At 69.0% G+C, this 22734-nt stretch carries 21 protein-coding genes and 1 pseudogene; 7 read left to right on the top strand and 15 right to left on the bottom strand.

Annotated features, from left to right (window positions below; genetic code table 11):
• Positions 1–58 precede the first annotated feature (58 nt).
• From ACTWOL_RS24035 to ACTWOL_RS24025, 3 genes are read left to right on the top strand one after another with little or no spacing between them, the layout of a single operon-like run.
• A complete protein-coding gene (locus ACTWOL_RS24035) occupies positions 59–2080 on the top strand; it encodes a hypothetical protein (RefSeq protein WP_474298838.1) in 2022 nt (673 codons plus the stop codon).
• A gap of 13 nt (positions 2081–2093) precedes the next feature.
• The gene (locus ACTWOL_RS24030; protein WP_474298837.1) at positions 2094–2747 is read left to right on the top strand and encodes a hypothetical protein; all 654 of its coding nucleotides are present in this window, start codon (positions 2094–2096) and stop codon (positions 2745–2747) included.
• A gap of 29 nt (positions 2748–2776) precedes the next feature.
• Positions 2777–3226 (top strand): DUF3592 domain-containing protein, encoded by a 450-nt coding sequence (locus tag ACTWOL_RS24025; protein WP_474298836.1) that lies wholly within the window; start codon positions 2777–2779, stop codon positions 3224–3226.
• 36 nt (positions 3227–3262) lie between these two features.
• On the opposite strand, the gene ACTWOL_RS24020 is transcribed toward ACTWOL_RS24025, so the two are convergent.
• From ACTWOL_RS24020 to ACTWOL_RS23955, 14 genes are all read right to left on the bottom strand, one after another.
• Positions 3263–3724: an OmpA family protein gene (locus tag ACTWOL_RS24020; protein WP_474298835.1), complete on the bottom strand. Its 462-nt coding sequence runs from the start codon at positions 3722–3724 to the stop codon at positions 3263–3265.
• Between the two features lie 202 nt (positions 3725–3926).
• Positions 3927–4325: a hypothetical protein gene (locus tag ACTWOL_RS24015; protein WP_474298834.1), complete on the bottom strand. Its 399-nt coding sequence runs from the start codon at positions 4323–4325 to the stop codon at positions 3927–3929.
• A 226-nt stretch (positions 4326–4551) separates the two neighbouring features.
• Positions 4552–5226 (bottom strand): pilus assembly protein TadG-related protein, encoded by a 675-nt coding sequence (locus ACTWOL_RS24010; protein ID WP_474298833.1) that lies wholly within the window; start codon positions 5224–5226, stop codon positions 4552–4554.
• Complete coding sequence (locus ACTWOL_RS24005; RefSeq protein ID WP_474298832.1) at positions 5223–5465, bottom strand: hypothetical protein; 243 nt, start codon at positions 5463–5465, stop codon at positions 5223–5225. The genes ACTWOL_RS24010 and ACTWOL_RS24005 overlap by 4 nt, the downstream gene beginning before the upstream one ends.
• A gap of 213 nt (positions 5466–5678) precedes the next feature.
• A complete protein-coding gene (locus tag ACTWOL_RS24000) occupies positions 5679–6842 on the bottom strand; it encodes a response regulator (protein WP_474298831.1) in 1164 nt (387 codons plus the stop codon).
• Positions 6843–6885: 43 nt separating this feature from the next.
• A complete protein-coding gene (locus ACTWOL_RS23995; RefSeq protein WP_474298830.1) occupies positions 6886–8232 on the bottom strand; it encodes a sensor histidine kinase in 1347 nt (448 codons plus the stop codon).
• A 41-nt stretch (positions 8233–8273) separates the two neighbouring features.
• Positions 8274–9161, bottom strand: a complete 888-nt coding sequence (locus ACTWOL_RS23990; RefSeq protein WP_474298829.1) for a DUF5936 domain-containing protein — start codon at positions 9159–9161, stop codon at positions 8274–8276.
• A 14-nt stretch (positions 9162–9175) separates the two neighbouring features.
• A complete protein-coding gene (locus ACTWOL_RS23985) occupies positions 9176–10114 on the bottom strand; it encodes a type II secretion system F family protein (RefSeq protein WP_474298828.1) in 939 nt (312 codons plus the stop codon).
• A gap of 10 nt (positions 10115–10124) precedes the next feature.
• On the bottom strand, positions 10125–11462 hold the full coding sequence (locus tag ACTWOL_RS23980; protein WP_474298827.1) for a CpaF family protein: 1338 nt from the start codon (positions 11460–11462) through the stop codon (positions 10125–10127).
• Between the two features lie 72 nt (positions 11463–11534).
• Entirely contained in the window at positions 11535–11966 is a 432-nt protein-coding gene (locus tag ACTWOL_RS23975; protein ID WP_474298826.1) for a TadE/TadG family type IV pilus assembly protein, read from the bottom strand.
• A gap of 1 nt (position 11967) precedes the next feature.
• The gene (locus ACTWOL_RS23970) at positions 11968–12420 is read right to left on the bottom strand and encodes a TadE family protein (protein ID WP_474298824.1); all 453 of its coding nucleotides are present in this window, start codon (positions 12418–12420) and stop codon (positions 11968–11970) included.
• Positions 12421–12423: 3 nt separating this feature from the next.
• On the bottom strand, positions 12424–13695 hold the full coding sequence (locus tag ACTWOL_RS23965; protein ID WP_474298823.1) for a CpaE/TadZ family protein: 1272 nt from the start codon (positions 13693–13695) through the stop codon (positions 12424–12426).
• A 47-nt stretch (positions 13696–13742) separates the two neighbouring features.
• Complete coding sequence (cpaB, locus tag ACTWOL_RS23960) at positions 13743–14450, bottom strand: Flp pilus assembly protein CpaB (RefSeq protein ID WP_474298822.1); 708 nt, start codon at positions 14448–14450, stop codon at positions 13743–13745.
• Between the two features lie 69 nt (positions 14451–14519).
• On the bottom strand, positions 14520–15404 hold the full coding sequence (locus ACTWOL_RS23955; RefSeq protein WP_474298821.1) for a hypothetical protein: 885 nt from the start codon (positions 15402–15404) through the stop codon (positions 14520–14522).
• A 596-nt stretch (positions 15405–16000) separates the two neighbouring features.
• On the opposite strand from ACTWOL_RS23955, the gene ACTWOL_RS23950 reads away from it, so the two are divergent.
• Positions 16001–17770, top strand: a complete 1770-nt coding sequence (locus ACTWOL_RS23950; protein ID WP_474298820.1) for a chitinase — start codon at positions 16001–16003, stop codon at positions 17768–17770.
• A gap of 240 nt (positions 17771–18010) precedes the next feature.
• Positions 18011–18808: a bestrophin-like domain gene (locus tag ACTWOL_RS23945; RefSeq protein WP_474298819.1), complete on the top strand. Its 798-nt coding sequence runs from the start codon at positions 18011–18013 to the stop codon at positions 18806–18808.
• Positions 18809–18862: 54 nt separating this feature from the next.
• Here ACTWOL_RS23945 and ACTWOL_RS23940 read toward each other — a convergent pair whose 3' ends face one another.
• Positions 18863–19417, bottom strand: a complete 555-nt coding sequence (locus ACTWOL_RS23940) for a hypothetical protein (RefSeq protein ID WP_474298818.1) — start codon at positions 19415–19417, stop codon at positions 18863–18865.
• 401 nt (positions 19418–19818) lie between these two features.
• On the opposite strand from ACTWOL_RS23940, the pseudogene ACTWOL_RS23935 reads away from it, so the two are divergent.
• Together ACTWOL_RS23935 and ACTWOL_RS23930 are read left to right on the top strand one after the other, a co-directional pair.
• Positions 19819–21168: pseudogene (locus ACTWOL_RS23935) on the top strand (M14 family metallopeptidase); the annotation flags it as partial.
• A 228-nt stretch (positions 21169–21396) separates the two neighbouring features.
• On the top strand, positions 21397–22701 hold the full coding sequence (locus ACTWOL_RS23930; protein WP_474298817.1) for an alanine racemase: 1305 nt from the start codon (positions 21397–21399) through the stop codon (positions 22699–22701).
• The last annotated feature ends 33 nt before the right edge of the window (positions 22702–22734 follow it).

Below are 22734 nucleotides of genomic sequence, written 5' to 3'. Positions count from 1 at the left end.
GCAGCAGCGACTTCAACCGCAGGCAGGGCTCTGCTCGGGGGATACGGAGAGGTACGCAGTGAACGGTGGCGGAGAATGGGGCAGCAACGCGAACGGTGGCGGCGGCACTTACGGAGGGGCCGGGCACCGGTCACCCGGGAGTCGCGATCCCGGTGGCTCGGGGAGCTTCTTCGCACTGATACGCAGCTGGGCCGCCGCCGTGATCGTGTACTTCGCCTGCGGCCTGCTCTTCGCCGCGGCCCTCCTCGACCCCCTGGCCACCGCCGACCGCCTCGAGGCCTTCACCTGGCGACTGGCTCTGCTGCATGTGCCGGGCATCCTCACGATCACGCTGACCGTGCTGGCCGCGGCCCGCCTCCTGCCCCGCTCGTACCGCGACTCCTCGCCCGTACGGCTCTCCGCCACGCTCGCCGTGCCGCTCGTCGCACTCGTCCACGGCTACACCGTCTCGTGGCAACTCCTTTCTCCCGAGGGCATTTTCATGCCCGCCGTAAGCCTCACGACCGGCTCGGTCGCGGGTCTCGCGCTGGACCGGCTGATCGAAGGACGCGGCACGGGCGGCCGGGCGCCGACGCCGTATCCGTACACCTGGCGGGACCGCGGTGCCACCGCGTTCGAGTATCTGGGCGTCATCGTCGTCGTGGTGGCCCTGATCCTCGCGGTGCCGGGGCTCGGCATCGGCGGGCGGGTCGGGGAGCGCATCCGGTGCGCCATCACCTCCCTCACGGGCTCCGGCGGCGGCAACTGCACCACCGGCCCGGACGGCACGGCCCTGCCCAGGACCGACGCCGACTACGAGCCGAAGCTGTGCCAGATCTCCAACGTCTCCGACACCGCCGGCGGCAAGGTGAAGATCGGCTGGTTCGAGTGGGGCGAGGAGTACGGCTTCCAGCAGAAGGTCGTCCAGGCGAACACCGATGTGAACGGGGACGGAAAGGTCGACGGAGACGACAAGCTGGTGTACCTCACCTTCACGGACGCGGCATCGGCCGGCCTCAACGGCAGCACCCCCGGGGTGAAACTCGGCAAACTCGGCAAGGCCGACGTCGACCTCGGCGGCGGCATCAAGGTCACCAACGGCGACACCTGGGTCTTCAGGAGCGAGCAGGACGCCGAGAAGATGCGTGACGACATCGAGGAGTTGAAGATGTGGGAGACCTCGATGAAGCACAGCGGCGCCTACGGCGGCGGCAATTGGTACGTGGCGAAGGAGTGGGCGGAGAAGAAGGAGGACATCGAGCGGCAGATCGGCGACAAGAAGATCTCCTACTCGACGATCGGCCTCTACGCCCAGGCCGACGGCGGCCTCGGTATCAGCGCGGACGCCGACGCGAAGCTCGGCGCCAAGCTGGGCGGCAAGGCGAAGCTCTCCCCCGACGTCACGATCACCAAGGACGACGTCAACGGCAACGAGTCGTACACGTACACCGCGAAGCTGGAGGTCGAGGGCAAGGTGAGCGGCGAGGCGGGGCCGCTGGGCGGGACGGCCGGTGCGAAGGACACCTACACGGGGGCGATCACGGTCACGCGCGATCAGAAGACCGGCAAACTGGTCCGTATCGACATGACCAGGACCAAGGAAGGCACCGCCACGTCGGACAAGACCGAGGTCGGCCACGACAACGGCAAGAACGGCGACGACAAGAAGAAGGGCAAGGGCAGCATCAACGACTCCTCCGGACCGACCGGGATCGAGGTGCAGACGAACTCGCTCGTCTTCGGCAAGGAGACCGACCCGGCGACGGAAGCGAAGCGCGCGACCGCAGAGCAGTGGCTCGACGGTTCGGGGAACAACACGGCCCCGTTCGTATACATGTTCGGCGACCGGTCGCTGCAGCAGAAGCCCGCGGGGAACGACCCGTTCGAGCAACTGATGTTCCAGGCCGGACTGTCGAGCACCCTGAACTACCACGGCGAGACGGACGCCCAGGAGTTCGGCTTCGAGATCTCGCTGGGCATGAGCCTCGGGTTCTCCCTCTCGGACGAGCACAAGAAGGAGACGCTGACGGATGCCCGGTTCCTCGGCGCACCCCGGGGCGACAAGCGCACCTACCTGCCGTACAGCTACTGCGCGAAGTGAGGACAAGAGGACGATGAGGAACTTCCGCAGGCGCTTCGGACCGAGTGCCGGACCCTCTGTCGAACCGTGTGCCGGACCGCGTGCCGGCTCCGGCGCGGCGACCGCCGCGCTCGCCGTGACCGCACTGGCCGCCCTGACCGCCGCCCTGACCGGCTGCGGCACGGGATCCGGTGCCGCGGCCCTCGCCGACGGCTGGGGCAGGCTCGACACCACGAGTCTGAGCGTCGGCTACCCGGAGAAGAAGGGGTACGAGGAGCAGCCCGCTGCCGAGCGGAGCAAGCACAACGCGGCCGTCGCCCTCAAGCAGGAGGGCGGACTGCGCACCGGAATGGTGTCGGTGCAGTTGAACTTCTCGACCGGTGTCGACGACGCGGAGGAGGCGGGCGTGGCCGCCGGAGCGGTCATCGGCATCGGGGCCACGCGCGAGGAGACCACCGATGTGCGGCTGAACGGCGAGGAGAGCGCCCGCCAAGCGCGCCGCATCGACTACGAGTTCACCTCCAGCGGTGAGCAGAGGACCCCGAAGAAGGGCACTCGGATGCTCGGGGTCATGGTCGCCGGGGTCGACTCTAAGGGCGTGCCCTTCCTGGTGCGGATCAACGCGTTGAAGGGCTCCCTCAGCGCAGGCGAACTCGATACGTTCGTGGAGTCGATCACCGTCAAGTAGCCCATCTCACGGCATAAGGCAGGCAGCGCATGCAGATCCTCCCGGGCGGCGGGGCCGCACTCCTGCTCCTGCTCGGCGTCTTCTTCGGGGCGTTCGCCCTGCGCTCCGCCTTGCGGCTGCGCCGGGTGCTGTGGCTGGTCCGGCACGGCGAGCACACCGAGGGCCGCTGCGTCGGGCGCCGCACCGTCGACCGGGGGCCGGGCATGGACCGCCGTTACGCCACGGAGTACGCCTTCGCCTTCCGCACCGGCGACGGGCGCGAGATCGAGTTCACCGACACCGCCCCGGGGCCCTTCGGCTTCGAGGCCGGCGCCCCGGTGCGCGTCTCCTACGACCCGGCCGCCCCGGAGAAACGGGCGACGGTGGCGGGCCCGGGCGCGTGGGGACCGGTGCTCGCCCCGGCCGCGTTCGCCGTCGGGCTCGGGGTGTTCGCGCTGGGGCTGCTGTACGGGTTCGTGGCAGTGATCGGATGGGTCTGAGAGCGTAGCCGTGGTCCGTCTCTACGAGCCTCCTGTCTACGAGCCTCCTGCGCCGCGCGGGAAGGAGACCTCGACGCGACGGTTCTTCTTGCGGCCTTCTTCGGTGCTGTTGTCGGCGATGGGGTACTGCTCGCCGTAGCCGCGGATCTCAAAGGTGATGGCTCCGCCGCCGAGTTCCCTGTTGAGCACGCCGTGCACGGCGTTGGCCCGCTGCTTGGAGAGCACGTCACCGTGTGCGTCTGAGCCGAGGTTGTCCGTGAAGCCGAACACGCGGACCTTGGTCGCGTTCTGCTTCTTGATCTCGGCGGCGATGGCCACGATGCGGGCGTTGGCGGCGGGGCTGAGAGCGGAGCTGTCCTTGGCGAAGAGCACTTCGGCCTGGAGGGCGAACTTCACCGTGGCGTTGGTGTCCTCCCGGCGTTCCTCACCCGCTTGGTCTTCGACGACAGACTTGATGTCCAGCACCTTTGCGGGCGCCAGAGCGGCCCCGTCAGCCAACTTGAGTCCAGGAGAGTTCGGATCGATTTCGACCGGCGGTTGCGCAGACGCCTCCGTACCAGGAGGAACGCTCGGCGGGTCGTCGGCACGCGCGCTGACCACAGACAAGCTGTGCGTGCCGACGATAAGGACCGCAACGCTCACGAACCGAACGGCGTGCCGCCGTGTCACGACCCTCGCGCATGAATTGGCCATGGAACGATCACCCGGAGATTTTCAGCTTGGCCGTGGAGAAAGTCGGAAGGGTCAGGTCGACCTCAGACGTATTCTCCGGAGGCGCAGGGAACTGCATGAAGACAGGGACCGACTTTCCCGGCTGGACCGGCGTGATCCCCGCGGTGCACAAACAGCGCCCATCTGTGTCGCGCAAGATGTAGTAGCGCTTCCTACCGACAGGATCCACCAGGGTTGCGCCGGCAACCGAATTGGGGTTCTTCGAAAGCACATCGAGTTCCGTACCAGCCCAGGCGCTCGTATTCTTCACCTCGCTCCCTTCGTTCTTGACGACACCCGACACGGTAACGAATCCACCCGCATCACGCTTGGCGATATTGATAGTGAGCAGAATGTCACCTGCACCTCTGATTTCGGCAAGCTTCACATCTGGATCCTTGTTGTCTCCGGCTGCGGTGTCGTTGTTCGGGCCGCCCCTACCGGCTGGCGCGGGCGTCGAAGAGTCAGCTCCTGAACCCTTCGGGTCGCCCCCCCCGCAACCGGCCACGGTCAGGGCCAGAGCGACAGCCGCGGTAATCGCTGCTGCCCCCCTTCGAGCCTCGATGGCGAGCCGAATGCGCATAATTCCCTTTTCCTTTACTCATCGTCCACTGTCAGTCGACCAGATGCACAGCAAAGAAGACCTTCGCCAAATCCTCCCACGGACCTGGGTTCAATGGGTCAATCTTGAACGGGGCACGGTCGTTACACTCGAACTCAATCGGACTCGGCTCCCTCTTGCCCTTGCCGCTCCCCTCACCCGACCCACTACCGTAACCACCTTGCTCAGGCGAGGATTTCCAAGAGCAGCGACGAAACTCAACCACGGCAGATGCCGAGGCTGTGGCATGCCTATCTTCCGTACCGGGAACAACCGAACTACCCACCGTGTAGCGAGTCTTGACCTTGACCTTGACCTCATCCCGCATGAGACCGGTGCTCCATGAACAAAATTGACCGGAGTTGTTTGGTACCAGGTCGGAACGGTTCTCGGCAGCGAATCGCTGTGCCACTACACATGGCTCACCACCGAACTTTTCCCCGCGGAAGAAGCCTTCGAGGCCATCAGGCAGCAGGAGGGCGGCAAGAAACCTTGGCCCCATCTCAGTCCGAGCTTCCTGAGCAGCGGCCAGCGCCGCCGCGTCCGCCGCGCCCTGAGCCCCATTGCGCGTTGCAGATGCCTTGCCGACCGCGAAGAACGCAAGCGCAAGAAAGAGCAGGCCCGCCACCATCATGATGTAGATGGGGAAGGCCTGCCCTCGATCGCTGCGTTTGAGAATCAGCATCATCCTGCGGTAATAGAGGCCACCAGGCCGGTGATGCGTGTAGTGATCGCCGTACCAATGCCCGTAGCCACCATGCCGCCGATGATCGCCACCACAACCAGGATGATCCCCAGGTACTCGAACGCCGTCTGCCCCCGGTCCTTGCCCTCGTAACGCTTCTGGAGCCTCGTGACAGCGGTGTTCGCCCAGCCACTGACACGGACCTGGGTGTGGGCAACGGCCTTCAGCATCGTGTTCGACATGGTGATCCCCTCTGGGTCCGGCCGACGGCCTGCCGGCCGACGCGTAAGTCACTGTGACGCCGCCTGTGTTACCGGCTTCCACCTGGCCGGTGCGGCTTGCGACACGCGAAACGTACGCCGGGGCAGTCCTTTCCCCGGAGGGTCCCAGGGCCCATTTCAGGGCCCAAAAGGCGGCGGTACGGGCCCTGGACGCGGGGAGATTCGCCCGTTCGGTCATGACCGTCCGCCTCCCGCAGGGCCGAGTCCGCTGGTCGGCGCGGTGCCGAGCCAGCGGGCGATCGCCTCGCTGCGGCTGACGCTGTGCAGCTTGGTGAAGATGCGGTTGATGTGGTTCTTGACGGTCTTCTCGCTGATGAAGCACGTGGCGGCGATCTGCTGGTTGCTCATTCCGGACGCAATCAGATCCATGACCTCCACCTCCCGCGAACTCAGCCCGAACACTTCCCTGTTGGCAGGGTGCCCCAATCCTCCCGCCATGGAAGAATGTGCCACAGAAGGTTGCAGTTGCGAAAGACCTCGGGGTTGATTGGCGGGTTGCGCTGGCGCCTGTGCAGCAGAGACATCCGGCCTGCCGTGCGTAAGGCCTCCCCGGTAGGCAGGTTCATGCAAAGATCCCCTGTGCAAAGAACCACCGTGCAATGGTGCCTCGTGTAAGGGCTCCGCAGGGGCGGTCGGTTGAGGCATGCCGTGGAGTTCGTGGAGCGGACCCGCGCTCGGCGTGGCTGCGAGGTCGTCCGGCAGACGTCGTGGACCGTCGTCCGGTGCCCCCGACAGCCCCTGACGCATGTGCTGGAGCAGCGCGTTGGCTGCCGTCGTGGTGAAGTGGGCCTGACCGTTCCAGATGTCCCGTACGGCCTGGACGAGTTGGTCGGCGGTGAACTCGCCGTGCACGAGATAGCCGTCCGCACCGAGTCGCAGGGCCTCGTGGACGATGTCGCTCTCCCTGCTGTAGGTCAGCATCATCACCGGTGCGAGCTTCACCAGGTGCGGCAGTGCGGAGATACCGTCCACACCCGGCATGCGCACGTCCAGCAGTACCACGTCGGGTCGCTGTTGGACGGCCGCCTCGATCGCTTCGCGACCGTCCGCGGCCTCGGCCACGACCTCGATGTCCTGGCGGCCGGAGAGCAGCACGCCGAGGCCGGCCCGGACGACGGGGTTGTCGTCGGCCACCACGACCCTCAGGGTGCCGGGGACCGTTGGCGCGGCGGCGGGGAGGACGGGTATCGCTCCGGCTGCCGTGGGCTCGGCGGGTGCGAGGTATCCGGAAGAGCTCTGGTCCGAGTGGAACGGTGCGGCGTGCGAGGACGTGTGCGGGGAGACAGGGGTGTGCTGGGTCCGTTGCCGACCCGGCGTCCGGGGGATGTCGTCCGGCATTTCTGTCGCCTCCTCTCGGGGGCTTGGGGACTGTGGGAGCGGATCAGTGGGCGTGTGGTGGGGAGGGGGTGCCGGACGAGTCCGGCGGGTGCGGCCCGCATGGGGTGATGGCGGACAGCGGGAGTTCCAGCCGGACTTCGGTGCCTGTGACCGCGTGCCCCCGGCCGATGCGTATCCGCGCGCCGATGGACGCCGCGCGCTCCACCATGCCGACCAGGCCGAAGTGGCCCGCGCGTCTGAGCTGGTCGAGACTGGTGCCGGGCGGAAGCCCGCGCCCGTCGTCGTAGACGCTGACGCGCAGGACATCGCCGTCGACCCCGGCCGATACGTCGATTCGGGTGGGCCCCGCATGGCGGTGGGCGTTCTCCATCGCCTCGGATGCCACGGTGAGGATCTGCCGGGCCACGGCCTGCGGCACCGGGGGCACGATCGCGTCCCCGAGGCGGTGGAAGGCGACGGCCGTGCCATGGCGACGGGTGAAGTCGGCGGACCGGGCCGCGAGCTCGGCGCCGACGTCCACCCCGCCGTCCAGTCCCGACTCGCGGCGCAGGTCCGACAGGAGCTCCCGGGACTCCGCCGCGGCGCGGCGGGCGGATCGTGCGACCAGCTCGGCCTGGTTTCTGACGGTGAGTGGGTCCATGCGGTCCGCCGAGTTCGCCAGGGCGTCGGCTGCGAGCGCCAGCCCGTGCAGCGTCTTGGCGACCGAGTCGTGCATGTCGCGCGCGAGCCGTGAACGCTCCCTCTCGACAGCCTCGTTGACCGCCAGACGGGCGCGTGTCTCGGTGAGCGCCTGGCTTGCCGTGCCGAACCGCAGAAGCAGATTGCGCAGCGTGACGCCGACCGCTCCGGCGATGACGCAGAATCCGGGCAGGAGCAGGGCGGTTGCGCTGCCGGCGTCCAGGGTCTTGTTCCCGCCGTAGATGATCAGGATGATCACCGTCTGGAGTGCGGCGAAGACGGCGGCTCCCCGCCATCCGTACACGAGTCCCGCGAGCAGCGGGGTGCAGACCGTCACATAGGCGAGCGTCGACTCCGGTGTTCCCGTGATCAGCAGTAACGCCCCGAAGACCGCGTCGACGGCGAGCAGCCACGGATGGCGCAGGAAGAGCGGGCCGAAGCGCTCCCAGTCCCGGAAGAGTACGTACGAGCCCATGAACGTGACCACGACGGCTGCGCCGATCAGCCATTTCGCGGGCCCGGGTGCGGCACCCTCGATGGCGAACGGCGTGGCGACGGCGATCATCGCGAGCCGGAATCCGAAGACCTGGCGGCACAGTGCCTGGAGCGCGTTGACCTGGATGCTCAGTGCGGGCTGCGGCCCGGGTCCGGCCGTCGCCCGGCGTACGTCGGCCCCGAGGTCGCCGTGCATACCGCTGAGTTGGATGGCCATCGCCCGCTACCTCTCCCCGCGCTCTGGTCGCATCGTTCCCGTCACCCGCCCGAGAGGAAGCTGAAGTCGACGTCGGCGCCGTAGACGAATCCGACCGTCAGCAGGATCAGCGTCCCCGGCAGGAGAAAGGACGTCACGGCGAACGTCGCCTTCGGCACGGCCTTCGCGGCCTTCCTGCGCGCGTTCTGGGCGTCGGCGCGGCGCATGTCGTTGGCGATCTGGATCAGGGTGCCGACGATCGGCGCCCCCAGCTCCTCGCCCTGCTGAAGCGCCGTGACGAACATCCCCACCTGCTCCGAGTCGTTGCGCTTGCGCAGTTCGTCGAAGGCCTGGCGCCGGCTGACGCCCATGTCCATCTGGCGCAGGGTGATGCGCAGTTCGTCCGCCCACGGGCCCTCGTACTTCTCGGCGACCCTCTCCAGCGCCTGCCGGAAGCCGAGTCCCGCCGAGACGACGACCGCCAGCACATCGAGGAAGTCCGGCAGCGTCCGCTCGATGTGGTCCCTCCGGACGCGGACCGCGGACCAGATCCCGACCTCGACCCAGAACAGCCCGAAGGCGATCATCAGCGCGGAGAGGACGAGCTGCCCCCGGAGAACCATCGAGAGGGCTCCGAGGAAGCCGAGTACGCCGTAGACCGCGCGCCGGGCCGCATACCGGTCGATGGTCAGACCGCCGGGGTTGCCGGCGAGATCGATCTGCCGGCGTTTCCGGTTGACCGCCCCGGGTCCCATCATCCTGAGCACCGCGGGCGCCCAGCGCATCCCCAGCCGGTCGATGCCCGATCCCACCGCGGACGTACGGCTGGAGCCGATCTCCAGGGCCACCGCGAGGTCGCCGGGGAGCCTGGCGTCGGCCCGGTACATCCGGATGCCGTGGAGGGTCCCGTAGACACCGAGACCGAAGACGGTGGCCAGCAGCAGCGCCATGTCCGGTCCTCCCTTCAGACGTCGATACGGGACAGGCGGCGGATCACGACGAATCCGATCGCGTAGAGCATCAGCGAGACGATGACCGCGCCCTGGCCGATGGTGGCCGCGGTCATCCGGTCCAGTGCGCCGGGCATCACCCCGTTCATCAGGAGCAGCGCCCCGAGGCCGAAGACGGGGACCGCGTACGCCGTGACCATCACCTGGGACAGCTGGGTCTTGACCTCGCGCCGGGTCTCCTTGCGCTCCTCGAGCGTCTCGGTGAGATTGCGCAGCGAGCTCACGACCATGCCGCCGGCCCTGTTGGAGAGGACGAGCGTGGTGACCAGGACCACGAGTTCACGCGAGGGCAGCCGGTCGGTGAGCTCGCTCAGGGCGTCCTCCAGGGACTCCCCCACCGCGAGCCGCTGGGCGACGCGCCCCAGCTCCTCCCCCGCCGGGTCCTCCAGTTCCTCCGCGGCCATGGAGATCGCCGTACGGAGTGCGAGGCCCGCGTGCGTGGCGTTCGCGAGGATGCGGGAGAGCTCGGGGAGCTGGTTGATGAATCGCTCGGTACGTTTTGCGCGCTGCCAGTTGAGGAAGGTGTTGGTGCCCCAGAGTCCGATCAGGGCGGTCACCGGGCCGAAGAACGCGGCCAGGACGGACGCGGCGACCATCCACAGGGCGGCGAGCGAGGCGAGGGCGTAGACGAAGAACTCACCGGGGGTGACGTCGAGTCCGGTGACGGCGAGCTTGATCTCGAGCCTGCGTCCGAGGGCCGTCCTGCGCAGTCGGCGGTCCACGCCCCGGAAGCGGCGCGGCCGGCCCGCCGCCTCGATCTGCCTGGTCCCCGAGAGGCGGTCGACCAGGGCGTCGCGCTCGGACTTGCCCGTGGCCCAGGCCTGCAGTCCCAGCACGCCGAGCACGCAGCACACCAGGGTGACGCCGATCGTGAGCAGTACGAGAGCGTTCATCGTCCGGAACCTACCTGGCCTCTCGGGTGGCGAGCTGATCGACGGACGCGGCGACGCCGAAGGCCTGGGGTACGGGCTGGTTGGCCATGTACAGGCGCTCGGCGAGCCGGCGGGGCAGCGGGTAGTGGGAGAACCGCCCGTGGACCCGCCCGTCGGCGGCCATGGGCCGGGCTTCGAACCGGGCGACGGTGACGATGCGGTAGGCGTCGCGTCCATAGGAGTCGAGGTACGCGATCTCGGTGACCTTGCGGGCGCCGTCGGCATGCCTGGTCAGCTGGACGATCACGTCGACGGCGCTGTTGATCTGGTCGTGGAGCGCTTCGAAGGGGATCTTGATCTCGGACATGGAGGCCAGGGTCTGCAGGCGCATCAGCGCGTCCTCAGCGCTGTTGGCGTGGAGGGTGGCGAGCGAGCCGTTGTGGCCGGTGGACATCGCCTGGAGCATGTCGAGCGACTCGCCGCCGCGGACCTCGCCCACGACGATGCGGTCCGGGCGCATACGCAGCGAGTTGCGCACCAGATCGCGAATGGTGACCTGCCCCTTGCCCTCCACGTTCGCCGGGCGGGACTCCAGCCGGATGACATGGGACTGCTGGAGCTGGAGTTCGGCCGAGTCCTCGATGGTGATGATCCGCTCGTTGTCGGGGATCAGTCCCGACAGCGCGTTGAGCAGTGTCGTCTTTCCGGTGCCGGTGGCGCCGGAGACGATGATGTTGAGCCTCGCCTGGACGAGCCCGGACAGCAGGAAGAGCAGATGCTCGTCGATCGAGCCGAAGCCGATCATCTCCTGGAGGGTGAAGGAGCGCGGGAAGCGGCGGATGGTGAGGGTGGCGCCGGTGAGGGACAGCGGCGGGATGATCACGTTGACGCGCTCCCCGCTGGGGAGGCGGGCGTCGACCATCGGATTGGCCTCGTCCACACGGCGGTTGACCGTGGAGACGATGCGTTCGATGGTCTGCATCAGCTGTTCGTGGGATCCGAAGCGCAGCGGGAGCTGCTCCACCTTGCCGCCGCGCTCGACGAAGATCTGGTCCGGGCCGTTCACCATGATCTCGGTGATGGAGGCGTCCTCCAGGAGCGGCTCCAGGATGCCGAGTCCGAGGGCCTCGTCGACGACCCGCCGGATCAGCTGGGAACGTTCGAGCGTGGAGAGGACCGGGCCCTCGCGGCTGATGATGTGGCCGAGTACGCGCTCGAGCCGGGCCCGCCGCTCGGCGGCGGCCAGCGAGGACATCTCCGCGAGGTCGATCTCCTCGAGCAGCTTGGTGCGGTAGACGGCGACCAGATGGCCGTCCTCCCGCCCCCCGCCGTTCTCCTCGGGGGCGGCGATGCGTGCCCGCAGGCTCATGTGCGTAACTCCTCGGTCGGGCTGGGTGGTCGAGCTGTCCGCGCATGTGGGCGCGGGCGCCGCCGGTGGACGTCAGCCACGGGGCATGGTGGAGCTACGCTCGGCCGTGCCCCAGTCCACGCCGGGTACGACCGACGGCACCTCGACCCGCACGGTGTACGTCACCTCGTCTTCGCCGTAGCGCGACAGCGGCTGGTCCATGCGCCTGGCGAGCCAGCCGCTGACAGCCTGTCTGGCCGCCTGCTCCGGGCTGATCTCCGGATCGTCCATGCTCGCGGTGCGCGCTGCCGCCCGTGCCGCCGTCCCGGCCTGGTTCGCGGTGTAGCCCGCGATGCCCAGCTGGATGGCGAACAGACCGACGAGCAGCAGCAGGGGCAGGAAGCCGAGGTACTCGATGGCGACCTGGCCCCGGTCCGCGGCGGCCCGGTTCCGGCCCTCCCGGTCCGCGGCCCTCGCCCCGGCCCGGTTCCGGTCCCGTTGCGCCGATCCCGTGGTGGCCCGCATGTCAGTCCTCCCTCACGGCGGCCGCTTCGCCCGTCACCGGCATGGGGAAGTCGAGAACGCCGGGCACGAGCACGGGTACCTGGAGATTGACGGTCGCCTTGAAGAGACCTGCCCCGGCGGCGCACGTCGTCCCGTCCATGCTCGCGGCCCAGGCGTCGGGAAGGTCCTCCTTCGCCGCCTCCTGGCATTCCTGCTGCCCGCCGCCCTCGGACACCGCGCCCGCCCGTGCGGCCTGATCGGCCGCGTTGCCGGCCAGGCTGAAGGTGTAGCCGATCAGGGCGCACTGCCACAGTGCGACCAGAAGCAGAATGATCAGCGGTGTGACGCCCACGAACTCGATCGCGGTCTGGCCGCGATCCCCGTCACGCCCCCTGCCCGGACCGTGCTTGCGAACTCCCGCCGGGCCCTCAGCGCTTCCCGCCGACCTCGTGAACCGTTCCCCTAAGCCCGCCATCGGTCAGCGCGCCCCCTCCCTCTCCCCGGAATCCCCGCGCCTGCGACGGCCTCCGATCGAGCCCCGGTCGCCCCGGAACCTACCGCTCTTCTCGGCTCCCCCGGGGATTTTCACCAGACCCAACTCCCCCGCCAGGCCCCACAGCGCCTGCTTCACCGTGCTTTTCGCCTCGAGTTCATGCATACGTCCGGAGTCCACCGCTCCCTGGAGCTCCTTGAAGTTCGCCGGGACGGCCGTGCCCGCCATCCGGGTGCCCGTGATCTTCTGGATCAGCGCCGGCTGGATCTCCGTGTTGCGGGTGTAGCGGTTGACCAGGGTGACCGTCTCCTCCGCCTTGCGGATCTGGAGGCGGTCCCACAGCCGTACGATCCGTTTGGCGCCGCGTACCGCCACCACGTCCGGCGTGGTGACCAGGAGGGCGATGTCGGCCATTTCGACGGCCGCGGCGTTCGCGCCGTGCATCTGGCTTCCGCAGTCGATGACGACCACTTCGTAGCGGGACCGGAGAGCGCTGACGATCTGACGGGCCGACCGGTCGCTGACCTCCTCGCCGCGTTCGCCGTCCGCGGGGGCCAGCAGCAGGGCCGTGCCGGTGCTGTGGCTGAACACCGCGTCCGACAGCACCCGGGGGGATATGTCGGAGATCGCGGCGAGGTCGACGATCGAGCGACGGAACTGCACGTCCAGATACGACGCGACGTCACCGGTCTGCAGGTCCATGTCGGCCAGCGCCACGGTACGGCCCGACGCCCGCGCGGCCAGGGCGAGCTGGACCGCGGTGAGGGTCGTACCGACGCCGCCCTTGGCGCCGGTGACGGTGACGACGGTGCCTCCGGGGCCGGTGAAGACATCGGCGCCCGCGCCCAGGTGACGTCGTACGCCGACGGACCACTGGGCCGCGGCCTGGACGCGGTTGGCCAATTCCTCGTAGCTGAGGGGCAGGACGGCCAGTCCCCGGGCTCCCGAGTCCATCGCGGCCGAGAAGAGTCCGGGGCTCGCGTCGGCGGTGATGAGAACGACTCCGACGGCGGGGAAGCGCAGGGCGACCTCGCGGATCAGCTCCAGTGCCGGTACCGGACCGATCCGTTCGTGGACCAGCACGACCTCGGGCAACTCGTCGAGCGACTCGCCCGCGAGGCGGGCCAGGGTGTCGATCAGCTGGGTGGAGTCGCCGACCGGGGCCGCCGGCTCCGCGTCGGGCAGCTGGCTCAGCAGTGTGGTGACGGACCTGGCCGCATCGGGGTCGCCGACGGCCGGGAGGATCCTGGTGGTCATCCCATCCTCACTTGTCCCTACTTGTCCCTACTGTCGCTACGGTCGCGCTACTTGTCCTTGTCGAGCGTGTACGTGCGGTCGGCCGGACGGATCGTGGTGTCGCCGCCCTGACCGATCAGTGCGAGGCGTACGTGCTCGGCGAAGGACTCGGCATAGGCGACCCGCTGGGCGTCCAGCGTGGTGAGCGCGAACGTGATCGGTACCGCCTCGGTCGCCTGGTTGCCCTTGTTGTTCCGGTCCGGCTCGAGTGCGGTGAGCCGACCCACGTCCAGGACCTTGGCGTTGGACACGATCACCTTCGACTGCGCCGGGGCGCCCTCCCGTCCGCCGGCGAAGGTGGCGTAGATATTGACGCGCGAATCCGGCTTGATCTTGCCTGCCACTCCGGTCGCCGCATCGATCATGATGGCGATCTCCTGCTCACCTGGCTGGAGGGCGGGGCGCGCCACGATCATGTCGTTCTGGAGCAGTGAGCCCTTGTTCAGCCGGGTGACCGCGATCTTTCCGCTGATCTCGGAAAGGTCGGTCACGGCGTTTTGCGAGAGCCAGCGTTTGGGCATGGTTACTTTTTCGAACTGGCTCGGACTGAGCGCCGTGTACGGCGGCACATCGGAAGTGATCTCGTATGCCGTCACCTCGGGTCCGACCTTCGAGTTCACGTCGCTGATCACCGAAAGCACGCCGACGAAGGCACCGAAGGCACACAGGAGTGACAACAGCAGGAGTATGACGCCGCGGCGCTGGCGGGAATTCATGGGCCGGACAACCTCGTTCGAATACGTCGGGCGGAACGGACAGGGATGTGTGGTGCGCGGATCGCGGGGTCACGGCCGGGGACGGGCGAGCACTCTGTGATGGAGGGCGCCTGCCGCGGTCGGTCGGTTGTCGGGCTCGTGGAGGGGCGCGGAGCAGAAGCCGCAGCGGTCGCCGATGAGTTCCATGGAGCACCAGTGGCACCTGGCCCGCCGCACCGAGGCGACGAGCTGGTAGAGCACGGAGATGTCGGGCAGGAAGGCGGCGAACTCCACCAGCTTCGCGGTGCCCCACCAGCGCGGCGAGTCCGCGGGCAAGGCCGCCTCGTGGAGCCCCTGGACGCGCCAGGCCGGGGCGAGCGTGTTCGTCACCCAGTCGGTGGTCATCTGCCCTTCGGCCACGATGAGCTGGGTACCGAACTCGGGGCCGCCCAGGACCCCGGAGTTCTGGCCGATCTTGAACAGCTGGGGGGTCGGGCCGGCCAGCACGGCGAACTGGGAGCCGGGGACCCAAGACTTGGCGTGCGAGGTGAGACTGACGGGCATCCGGTCGAGCCGGGCGACGGAGTTCAGCACCGCACCCGCGTAGATGTAATGGGCGAGCAGTCGTGCCGCGGAGGCGACGACACCCGGACTGAAGTCGCAGATGGACAGCTGACGCAGCTGGCGTAACAGGACCGCCACGCCGAGGGGCGGCAGATCCGATCTGAGCAGGGCGATCCGGTCGCTCTCCAGCATGGCGCGAACGGCGAACATCCGCTGCTCCAGGGCGGCGGGCACGGATGACGGATAGAGGACGATCACATGTCCGTGCTGCTCCAGGAGGACGTGCATCTCGGTGAGTGCCGCGTCCAGCGGCTGTACCTCGGGGGGCTGGACGACGGCGGCGGTCGGTGTCTGCTGGTCGGTGGGCGGCAGAACCAGGTCGGCACTGGTCGCCGCAATGACAGTCGGCACTCTGTGTTCCCCGTCCACTCCGGCCTCCGGTGGCCCGACGACCGCAGATCGTTCGCTGCCCGGTACAGCTGTATCAGCACCTTATCTGCGTCTTACGGACCGGAGAACCCAACTCCGCGATCGCGCACGGCATTCGGAGCTGAAACGGCCACCAAAACTGGACAGAATGGGCACACAGAAGCCCGTATTCCCCTTTCTTGATCCATGCGATCGACCGAATCGAACCCGAAAGGATGAACAAGCCGCGGCGGCACGGAATTCGATCGAGTGCCCGATCGCGGGCATACGAAACCGCCGATGCGGGCAGTCCGTCAATTCCCGGACCCCTCTCTCCGTGCGCGACCTCGCGTCCGGGTGGCGGCCGGCCTCATGCCCGTGCGTACGACTTCACGCCTCCGTATGCGACGCCTTGTCCGCACGCACGACTTCACGCCTCCGTATACGACCTCATGCCGGAGGCCTTGACAGCCCGATTGGTCTGGACCAGCTTGTACGGTCAGCGGTGGCCACCGTTCCGCGTACGTCCGTCATCCCCTGCGTCGTCCGTACGTACGCGCATGCCCTCCATCCCCCCAACTCCCCCACGGAGGCAGCAAGTGGACCGCAGCACAGCGGGCAGCCGCGCCCGCGAACACCACGGCAGTCGCAGTGACCGAGGCAGTGCCGACGGGAGGCCCACCGGTGCCCGGAGACTGCTCGGCGCGGCCCTGACCCTGGCCATGGCCGCCGGGCTCGGGCTCGTCGGCGGGGCCGGTACCGCGCAGGCGGTCGATGTGAACGCCGCCAGGAACGCCGGCTTCGAGTCCGGTCTCGCCAACTGGTCGTGCACCGCCGGGAGCGGGACGACGGTATCGGCTCCCGTGCACGGTGGCGCCTCCGCGCTCAAGGCGACGCCCGCCGGGATGGACAACGCGAAGTGCTCGCAGACCGTCACCGTGAAGCCCGGCTCGACGTACACCCTGAGCGCATGGGTCCAGGGCTCGTACGTGTATCTCGGGGCGAGCGGCACCGGGACCACGGATGTGTCGACCTGGACGCCGGGGACGTCCGGCTGGTCCCAGCTGACGACCCGTTTCACCACGGGCCCCGGCACGACCTCGGTGACCGTGTACACCCACGGGTGGTACGGGCAGCCCGCTTACCACGCCGACGACGTGTCCGTGTCCGGGCCGGACGGGGGCGGCGGCGGTGACCCGGACCCCGGGGTGCCCCGCGCCCCGGCAGGGCTGGCCGTCGGCACGGTCACCTCGTCGTCCGTCGCGCTGAGCTGGACGGCCTCGGCCGGCGCGACCGGGTACAACGTCTACCGCGACGGGACCAAGGTGCAGTCGGTGACCGGGACATCGGCGACCGTGACGGGGCTCGCCGCGTCGACCTCGTACCGCTTCCAGGTGAGCGCGACCGGTTCGGCCGGCGAATCGGAGAAGTCGGCGGAGGTCACCGGGTCGACCTCGCCGGGCGGCAGCACTCCGGGCGATCCCGGGGTGCCGAAGCACGCTCTGACGGGCTACTGGCAGAACTTCGACAACGGCGCGACCGTGCAGAAGCTGCGGGACGTCCAGGCGCAGTACGACATCATCGCCGTGTCGTTCGCCGACTCGACCACGACCCCCGGTGAGATCACCTTCAACCTCGACCCCGCGGTCGGCTACGGCTCGGTCGACGAGTTCAAGGCCGATATCGGCGCCAAGAAGAAGGCGGGCAAGTCGGTGGTGCTCTCGGTCGGCGGCGAGCGCGGCAACGTCACCGTCAACAGCGACGCCTCCGCGACGGCCTTCGCGAACAGCGCCTACGCGCTGATGCAGCAGTACGGCTTCAGCGGCATCGACATCGACCTGGAGCACGGGGTCGACTCCACGTATCTGACGAAGGCGCTGCGCCGGCTCGGGCAGAAGGCGGGCTCGTCACTGGTGCTGACCATGGCCCCGCAGACGATCGACATGCAGAGCACCGGCACCGAGTACTTCAGGACCGCACTCGCCGTGAAGGACATCCTCACCGTCGTGAACATGCAGTACTACAACAGCGGTTCGATGCTGGGGTGCGACCAGAAGGTCTACTCACAGGGTTCGGTGGACTTCCTCACCGCGCTCGCCTGCATCCAGCTCGAGGGCGGTCTCGACCCGTCCCAGGTCGGCATCGGCGTCCCGGCGTCCAGCCGGGGGGCGGGCAGCGGGTACGTCGATCCGCAGATCGTGAAGAACGCCCTCGACTGCCTGACGCGCGGCACGAACTGCGGCTCCTTCAAGCCGTCGCGTACGTACCCGGGTCTGCGCGGCGCGATGACCTGGTCCACGAACTGGGACGCGACCGCCGGGAACGCCTGGTCCAACGCCGTCGGACCGCATGTGCACGGACTGCCGTAGCACGGACCGCCGTAGCACGAGCGGGCCGATCGCAAGGCGGACCGGACAGCCGCGTACTGGGCCGTACGCGGCTGTTCGGCGACGAAGCGAGGGGTCGTGCCGGGCGTCGCGCGCACCGGAGGTCCCCGAGCTGTGATCATGGAGCGTTCGTTGAAGGTGGCCGACGAGGAGCTCCACATCGCGGGGCCATAGGGTCGCCCCGCCGTATGGCGCTCACGGGAACGCGCTGTAGGTGATGCGATGAACTGGTTGACCTCACTGCCGGCATTGGTGCTGGTGGGGGGCTGGCTCTTCGTCGCCCTCCTGGTCGCGGCCCTGGCACGCGTCGGCGTCCGGGCGCTCGTACCGGTCGGGGAACAGGACCGGGTGCCGCAGATCGCCATGCCCCTGATGCCCACGCTCGGCGCCGCCTTCGCGATCTTCGCCGCACTCACCCTGGCCAGCGAGGCCGGTTATCTGCGCGCAGCGGAAGGGCTGGTGAGCGACGAGGCGGCCGCGACCTCCCGGCTGGCGTGGGCGGCGACGAGCCCTCGAGTCCAGTCCGAGCCGATCCATGCGGCGCTCTTGGACTATCTGCGGACCACGCGTGCCAGGGAATGGAAAGGCGCGGCAGCGGCGTCCGGTGACGATCCGGCCACCGCTCACGCGATCGCACGGCTGGAGCGAACCGTGCGTGCCGAGGCGGCCAGGCCCGAGCTGGGATCACCGGCGGGCACGGAGCTGCTGGTCTCCCTGGACAGTGTCACCAGCAGCCGGCGCTTCCGCGTCGCGGCCGCGTCGCGCGACGTGCCCGGCCTCTATGTCGTCACGCTCGTGGCCAGCGGGCTGGCATTGATCGTGAACGCCGGCGCACTGATCTTCCGCAGCAGCCTGCGAACATCGCTGCTCGTCGTGGGCGTTGCGAGTGTGGTCGGGCTGAGCCTGGCGTTGCTCTTCGCACTCAGCGCCCCCTGGAGCGGACCGTTCATCGTGAGCGGTCATCCACTCGACGCCGTCGTCCAGGACCTGAGGTCCGGCTTCTTCGGCGGCGGGCCGTAGGGGCGTCGGGCGGCAGGACGGAGGCGAGCCGGGAGGGCCGCCCCTCCCGGCCTCTCAGACGGCCGGCGGGCGGTTCGCCAGGAAGTGGTGGAGTACGGGGCCGAGCTGGGCCAGCCACTGCTGGAGCTGCGGTTGGCGACGGGCGGTGACCCGGCACTCGTAGAGCATCCCGGCCGCGTGCGAGACGGCCACCATCAGGACCGTGCCGTGGGGCGCCGGAGCGAAGTGGACGGTGGCGATCGCGGACCAGGGGAACTCCATGGTGTGGCCCTGCACCTCCAGGGCCACCCCGTTCACATCGACGATGACGGAGTTCCGGCGGTCGTGCGCGATGAATTCAGGGCCGTCCGGTACGGGCGGGCCCGGCGGCTGGACCGCGTAACCGCCCTGGTACGCAGGGCCGTAGGGAGCCTGCGGGGCGTACCCGGCGGCCTGGGGCGGTGCCCCGTAGGGAGCCTGCGGTGGCGGGCCGTACCCGGCCGGGGACGGCTGTTGCGGCGCGCCCGGGCCGTACCCCGGCTGCGGCGGAGGCGGGATCGGGGGTCCGAAACCCGGGGGTGGGGGTGCGCCCTGGGCGTGGTGCTGGTCCGGGTGGCCGCCATACGTCATGCACGCCAGTATGACGGGATGCCTGCAGGGCAGTTCACGCACCTGCCGCAGACACGGCACCACGGAACAGCGGCGCGGCGGCCGCTCTTTCCTCCACGGAGATCCATCAGAAACCCCCTAAGCCGGTTGCCGCGACAACGACGCCCGGGCCGATATGCTTCCCACTCGCCTTGCGGGTCCGGGCCGCAGGTGTCTGCGCGCCTTCCGCCTTGGTCTCCGTCAGTGGGCCGGGGTCCCGCCTTCCCAAGTCGCCGTCGAACTCAAGTCGTCGTCGAACTCAAGTCGTCGTCCCACTCGTGGCCGAAGCGCACCCTTGACCGGGGCATGCCAGACCCCCACCATGTGCCCGTCACACCCGCACGTCGCAGAGCAACCCCCACACTCCCTACCCAGGAGACAGCATGCGACTTCGTATCCGCGGCGGTGGCAGAAGGTCCGCCACGCGGTCCGCCGCGTTCGCGACCCTGCTGGCGCTGGCCGTAGCCGCGCCCTTCACCGCCACCGCAGCCCCCTCCCCCGGCACGGACCGCGCTCCCGCGGCCCTCCAGGAGGAGCAGACCAGGCAGTACGAGATCCACGGCCCGTCCACCGTCGCCGAACGGACCGCTATCGCCGCCACCGGCGTGTCGATCGACGAGGCCGACGAACACTCCGTCGTCGTCAGCGCCAACGCCGCCCAGGCGAAGCGACTGCGCGCGCTCGGCCATGCGCTCGAACCCCTGCCGGGACCGCCCGCCCGCATCGCCGCGGGTGCGACGGCGAAGGCGTTCGACTTCCCGTCCGCGGACGCGAAGTACCACAACTACGCCGAGATGAAGGCGGAGATCGACCAGCGCATCGCCGCCCACCCCGACATCATGAGCAAGCGGGTGATCGGCAAGTCCTACGAAGGCCGCGACATCATCGCCGTCAAGGTCAGCGACAACGTCGGCACCGACGAGAACGAACCCGAGATCCTCTTCACCCACCACCAGCACGCCCGTGAGCACCTGACCGTCGAGATGGCGCTCTATCTGCTGCGCGAGCTCGGGGACGACTACGGCAGCGACTCCCGGATCACCAACGCGGTCAACAGCCGCGAGATCTGGATCGTGCCGGACCTCAACCCGGACGGAGGCGAGTACGACATCGCCACCGGTCGTTACCGCAGCTGGCGCAAGAACCGTCAGCCGAACTCGGGCTCGTCGTACGTCGGTACGGACCTGAACCGCAACTGGAACTACAAGTGGGGCTGCTGCGGCGGCTCCTCGGGCTCCACCGGCTCCGAGACCTACCGCGGCAGGTCCGCCGAGTCCGCGCCCGAGGTCAAGGTCGTCGCCGACTTCACACGCTCCCGCGTCGTCGGCGGCAAGCAGCAGATCAAGGCCGGCATCGACTTCCACACCTACAGCGAGCTGGTGCTGTGGCCGTACGGCTACACGACCGCCAACACCGCACCGGGCATGACCCAGGACGACCGGGACGCGTTCGCCGCAGTCGGCCAGAAGATGGCCGCGAGCAACGGCTACACGCCCGAGCAGGCGAGCGACCTCTACATCACGGACGGGTCGATCGACGACTGGCTGTGGGGCAACCAGAAGATCTTCTCGTACACCTTCGAGATGTACCCGTCGGGCTTCGGCGGCGGCGGCTTCTACCCGCCCGACGAGGTGATCGAGCGCGAGACGAACCGCAACCGGGACGCGGTGCTGCAGCTGATGGAGAACGCGGACTGCATGTACCGGTCAATCGGCAAGGAACAGCAGTACTGCAAGGCATGACACGGCTCGGGCCGTGAGGCAAGGGGGCGTCCGGGCCTGTCGTGGTCCGGACGCCCCGGCGTGTACGAGGAACGTGCGCGAGGAACGTGCGCGATGATCCGGTGGCCCGGTGGCCCCGGTACGGTCGTCCGGGGCCCCGGAAGCCGGACAGCGACCATGGGTATGTTCAATGGACACTGCACATACCGCCGCTGTACGCCGTACCCCGAGGAGGCCCCCATGGCTGCTGGCCACGCCGGCACCCCCGCCCCGTCCACGCCCGTCACCCGGCTCGCGGACGAGCGCGTCGACCACCGGTTCAAGGCGCTCCCGCCGGATGCCGAGGGCCTGACCGTCGGCGAGCTGGCGGCGCAGCGGCGCAATCTGTTCACCGGCGGCTTCACGACCCCGGTGCTCGCACTGTCCGCTGAGTCCCTCGAGCACAACCTCGCTCTCCTGGAGACCTACGCCGAGCGCCACGGCCTCGCTTTCGCCCCGCACGGCAAGACCTCCATGGCGCCGCAGCTGTTCGAGCGCCAGCTGGAGCGCGGGGCGTGGGGCATCACCGCCGCCGTGCCGCACCAGGCCCGTGTGTACCGCGCGTACGGCATCCAGCGGATCTTCCTCGCGAATGAGCTCGTCGACGAGGTCGCCCTGCGCTGGTTCGCCGCGGAGCTCGACCGCGACCCCGGCTTCGAGCTCGTCTGCTACGTGGACTCGGTCCGCGGGGTCGAGCTGATGGACCAGGCGCTCGCCGCCGCCGGGGCCCGCCGCCCCCTGGACGTCGTGATCGAGCTCGCCGCGGGCGAGGACGCCCGCACCGGCGCCCGGACCGAGGCCGACTGTGCCGCCGTCGCCGAGGCCGTCTCGGCCGCGCGCACCCTGCGTCTGGTGGGTGTCGCGGGCTATGAGGGCGAGGTCCCGGACGCGACCCCCGAGCGGGTGCGCGACTGGCTGCTCCGGCTGGTCTCCCTCGCCACCGTCCTCGACAAGGACGGCCGGTTCGGCGACGCGCAGGAGATCGTCGTCAGCGCGGGCGGCAGCGCCTGGTTCGACACGGTCGCCGATGTCTTCGCGGAGATCCCCGAGCTGTCCCGCCCCGTGCTCAAGCTGCTGCGCTCCGGCGCCTACGTCTCGCACGACTCCGGCCACTACCAGCACCTCACCCCCTTCAACAGGGTCCCCGAGGAGGGCGCTCTGGAGCCCGCGTTCCGCCTCTGGGCCCAGGTCCTCTCCCGCCCGTCCGCGCTCCAGGCGTTCACCAACGCGGGCAAGCGCGACGCCGCCTACGACCTGGGGCTGCCGGAGGCCCAGGTCGTCCGTGACGCACGGACCGGCGAGGTGCGCCCTGCCGACGGCATCACCGTCACCCGCCTGTCCGACCAGCACACCTGGCTCAGCACGGAGGAGGGCGCGGATCTCGAGGTCGGCGACTGGGTGGGCACCGGTCTGTCGCATCCGTGCACCTCGTTCGACAAGTGGCAGCTGATTCCGGTGGTCGAGGCGGACGGGACCGTCGTCGACTACATCCGTACGTTCTTCTGACCGGTGTGACCTGCCGGTACGTGCCCCCTGCCC

This window comes from Micromonospora sp. IBHARD003 (genome assembly GCF_056106285.1).
The sequence above is the reverse complement of the archived record's forward strand: the minus strand, read 5'-3'. Positions and strand labels throughout refer to the sequence as shown.

Bases quoted from the DNA above. Each gene is read 5' to 3' on its own strand.
- ACTWOL_RS23985 (WP_474298828.1), bottom strand. From the start codon at position 10,114: ATGAACGCTCTCGTACTGCTCACGATCGGCGTCACCCTGGTGTGCTGC.
- ACTWOL_RS24025 (WP_474298836.1), top strand. From the start codon at position 2,777: ATGCAGATCCTCCCGGGCGGCGGGGCCGCACTCCTGCTCCTGCTCGGC.
- ACTWOL_RS23995 (WP_474298830.1), bottom strand. From the start codon at position 8,232: ATGGCCATCCAACTCAGCGGTATGCACGGCGACCTCGGGGCCGACGTA.
- ACTWOL_RS23980 (WP_474298827.1), bottom strand. From the start codon at position 11,462: ATGAGCCTGCGGGCACGCATCGCCGCCCCCGAGGAGAACGGCGGGGGG.
- ACTWOL_RS23990 (WP_474298829.1), bottom strand. From the start codon at position 9,161: ATGGCGCTGCTGCTGGCCACCGTCTTCGGTCTCGGTGTCTACGGGACC.
- ACTWOL_RS23945 (WP_474298819.1), top strand. From the start codon at position 18,011: ATGAACTGGTTGACCTCACTGCCGGCATTGGTGCTGGTGGGGGGCTGG.
- ACTWOL_RS24000 (WP_474298831.1), bottom strand. From the start codon at position 6,842: ATGCCGGACGACATCCCCCGGACGCCGGGTCGGCAACGGACCCAGCAC.
- ACTWOL_RS23940 (WP_474298818.1), bottom strand. From the start codon at position 19,417: ATGACGTATGGCGGCCACCCGGACCAGCACCACGCCCAGGGCGCACCC.
- ACTWOL_RS24030 (WP_474298837.1), top strand. From the start codon at position 2,094: ATGAGGAACTTCCGCAGGCGCTTCGGACCGAGTGCCGGACCCTCTGTC.
- cpaB (WP_474298822.1), bottom strand. From the start codon at position 14,450: ATGAATTCCCGCCAGCGCCGCGGCGTCATACTCCTGCTGTTGTCACTC.
- ACTWOL_RS23930 (WP_474298817.1), top strand. From the start codon at position 21,397: ATGGCTGCTGGCCACGCCGGCACCCCCGCCCCGTCCACGCCCGTCACC.
- ACTWOL_RS23975 (WP_474298826.1), bottom strand. From the start codon at position 11,966: ATGCGGGCCACCACGGGATCGGCGCAACGGGACCGGAACCGGGCCGGG.
- ACTWOL_RS24010 (WP_474298833.1), bottom strand. From the start codon at position 5,226: ATGATGCTGATTCTCAAACGCAGCGATCGAGGGCAGGCCTTCCCCATC.
- ACTWOL_RS23970 (WP_474298824.1), bottom strand. From the start codon at position 12,420: ATGGCGGGCTTAGGGGAACGGTTCACGAGGTCGGCGGGAAGCGCTGAG.
- ACTWOL_RS24005 (WP_474298832.1), bottom strand. From the start codon at position 5,465: ATGTCGAACACGATGCTGAAGGCCGTTGCCCACACCCAGGTCCGTGTC.
- ACTWOL_RS23965 (WP_474298823.1), bottom strand. From the start codon at position 13,695: ATGACCACCAGGATCCTCCCGGCCGTCGGCGACCCCGATGCGGCCAGG.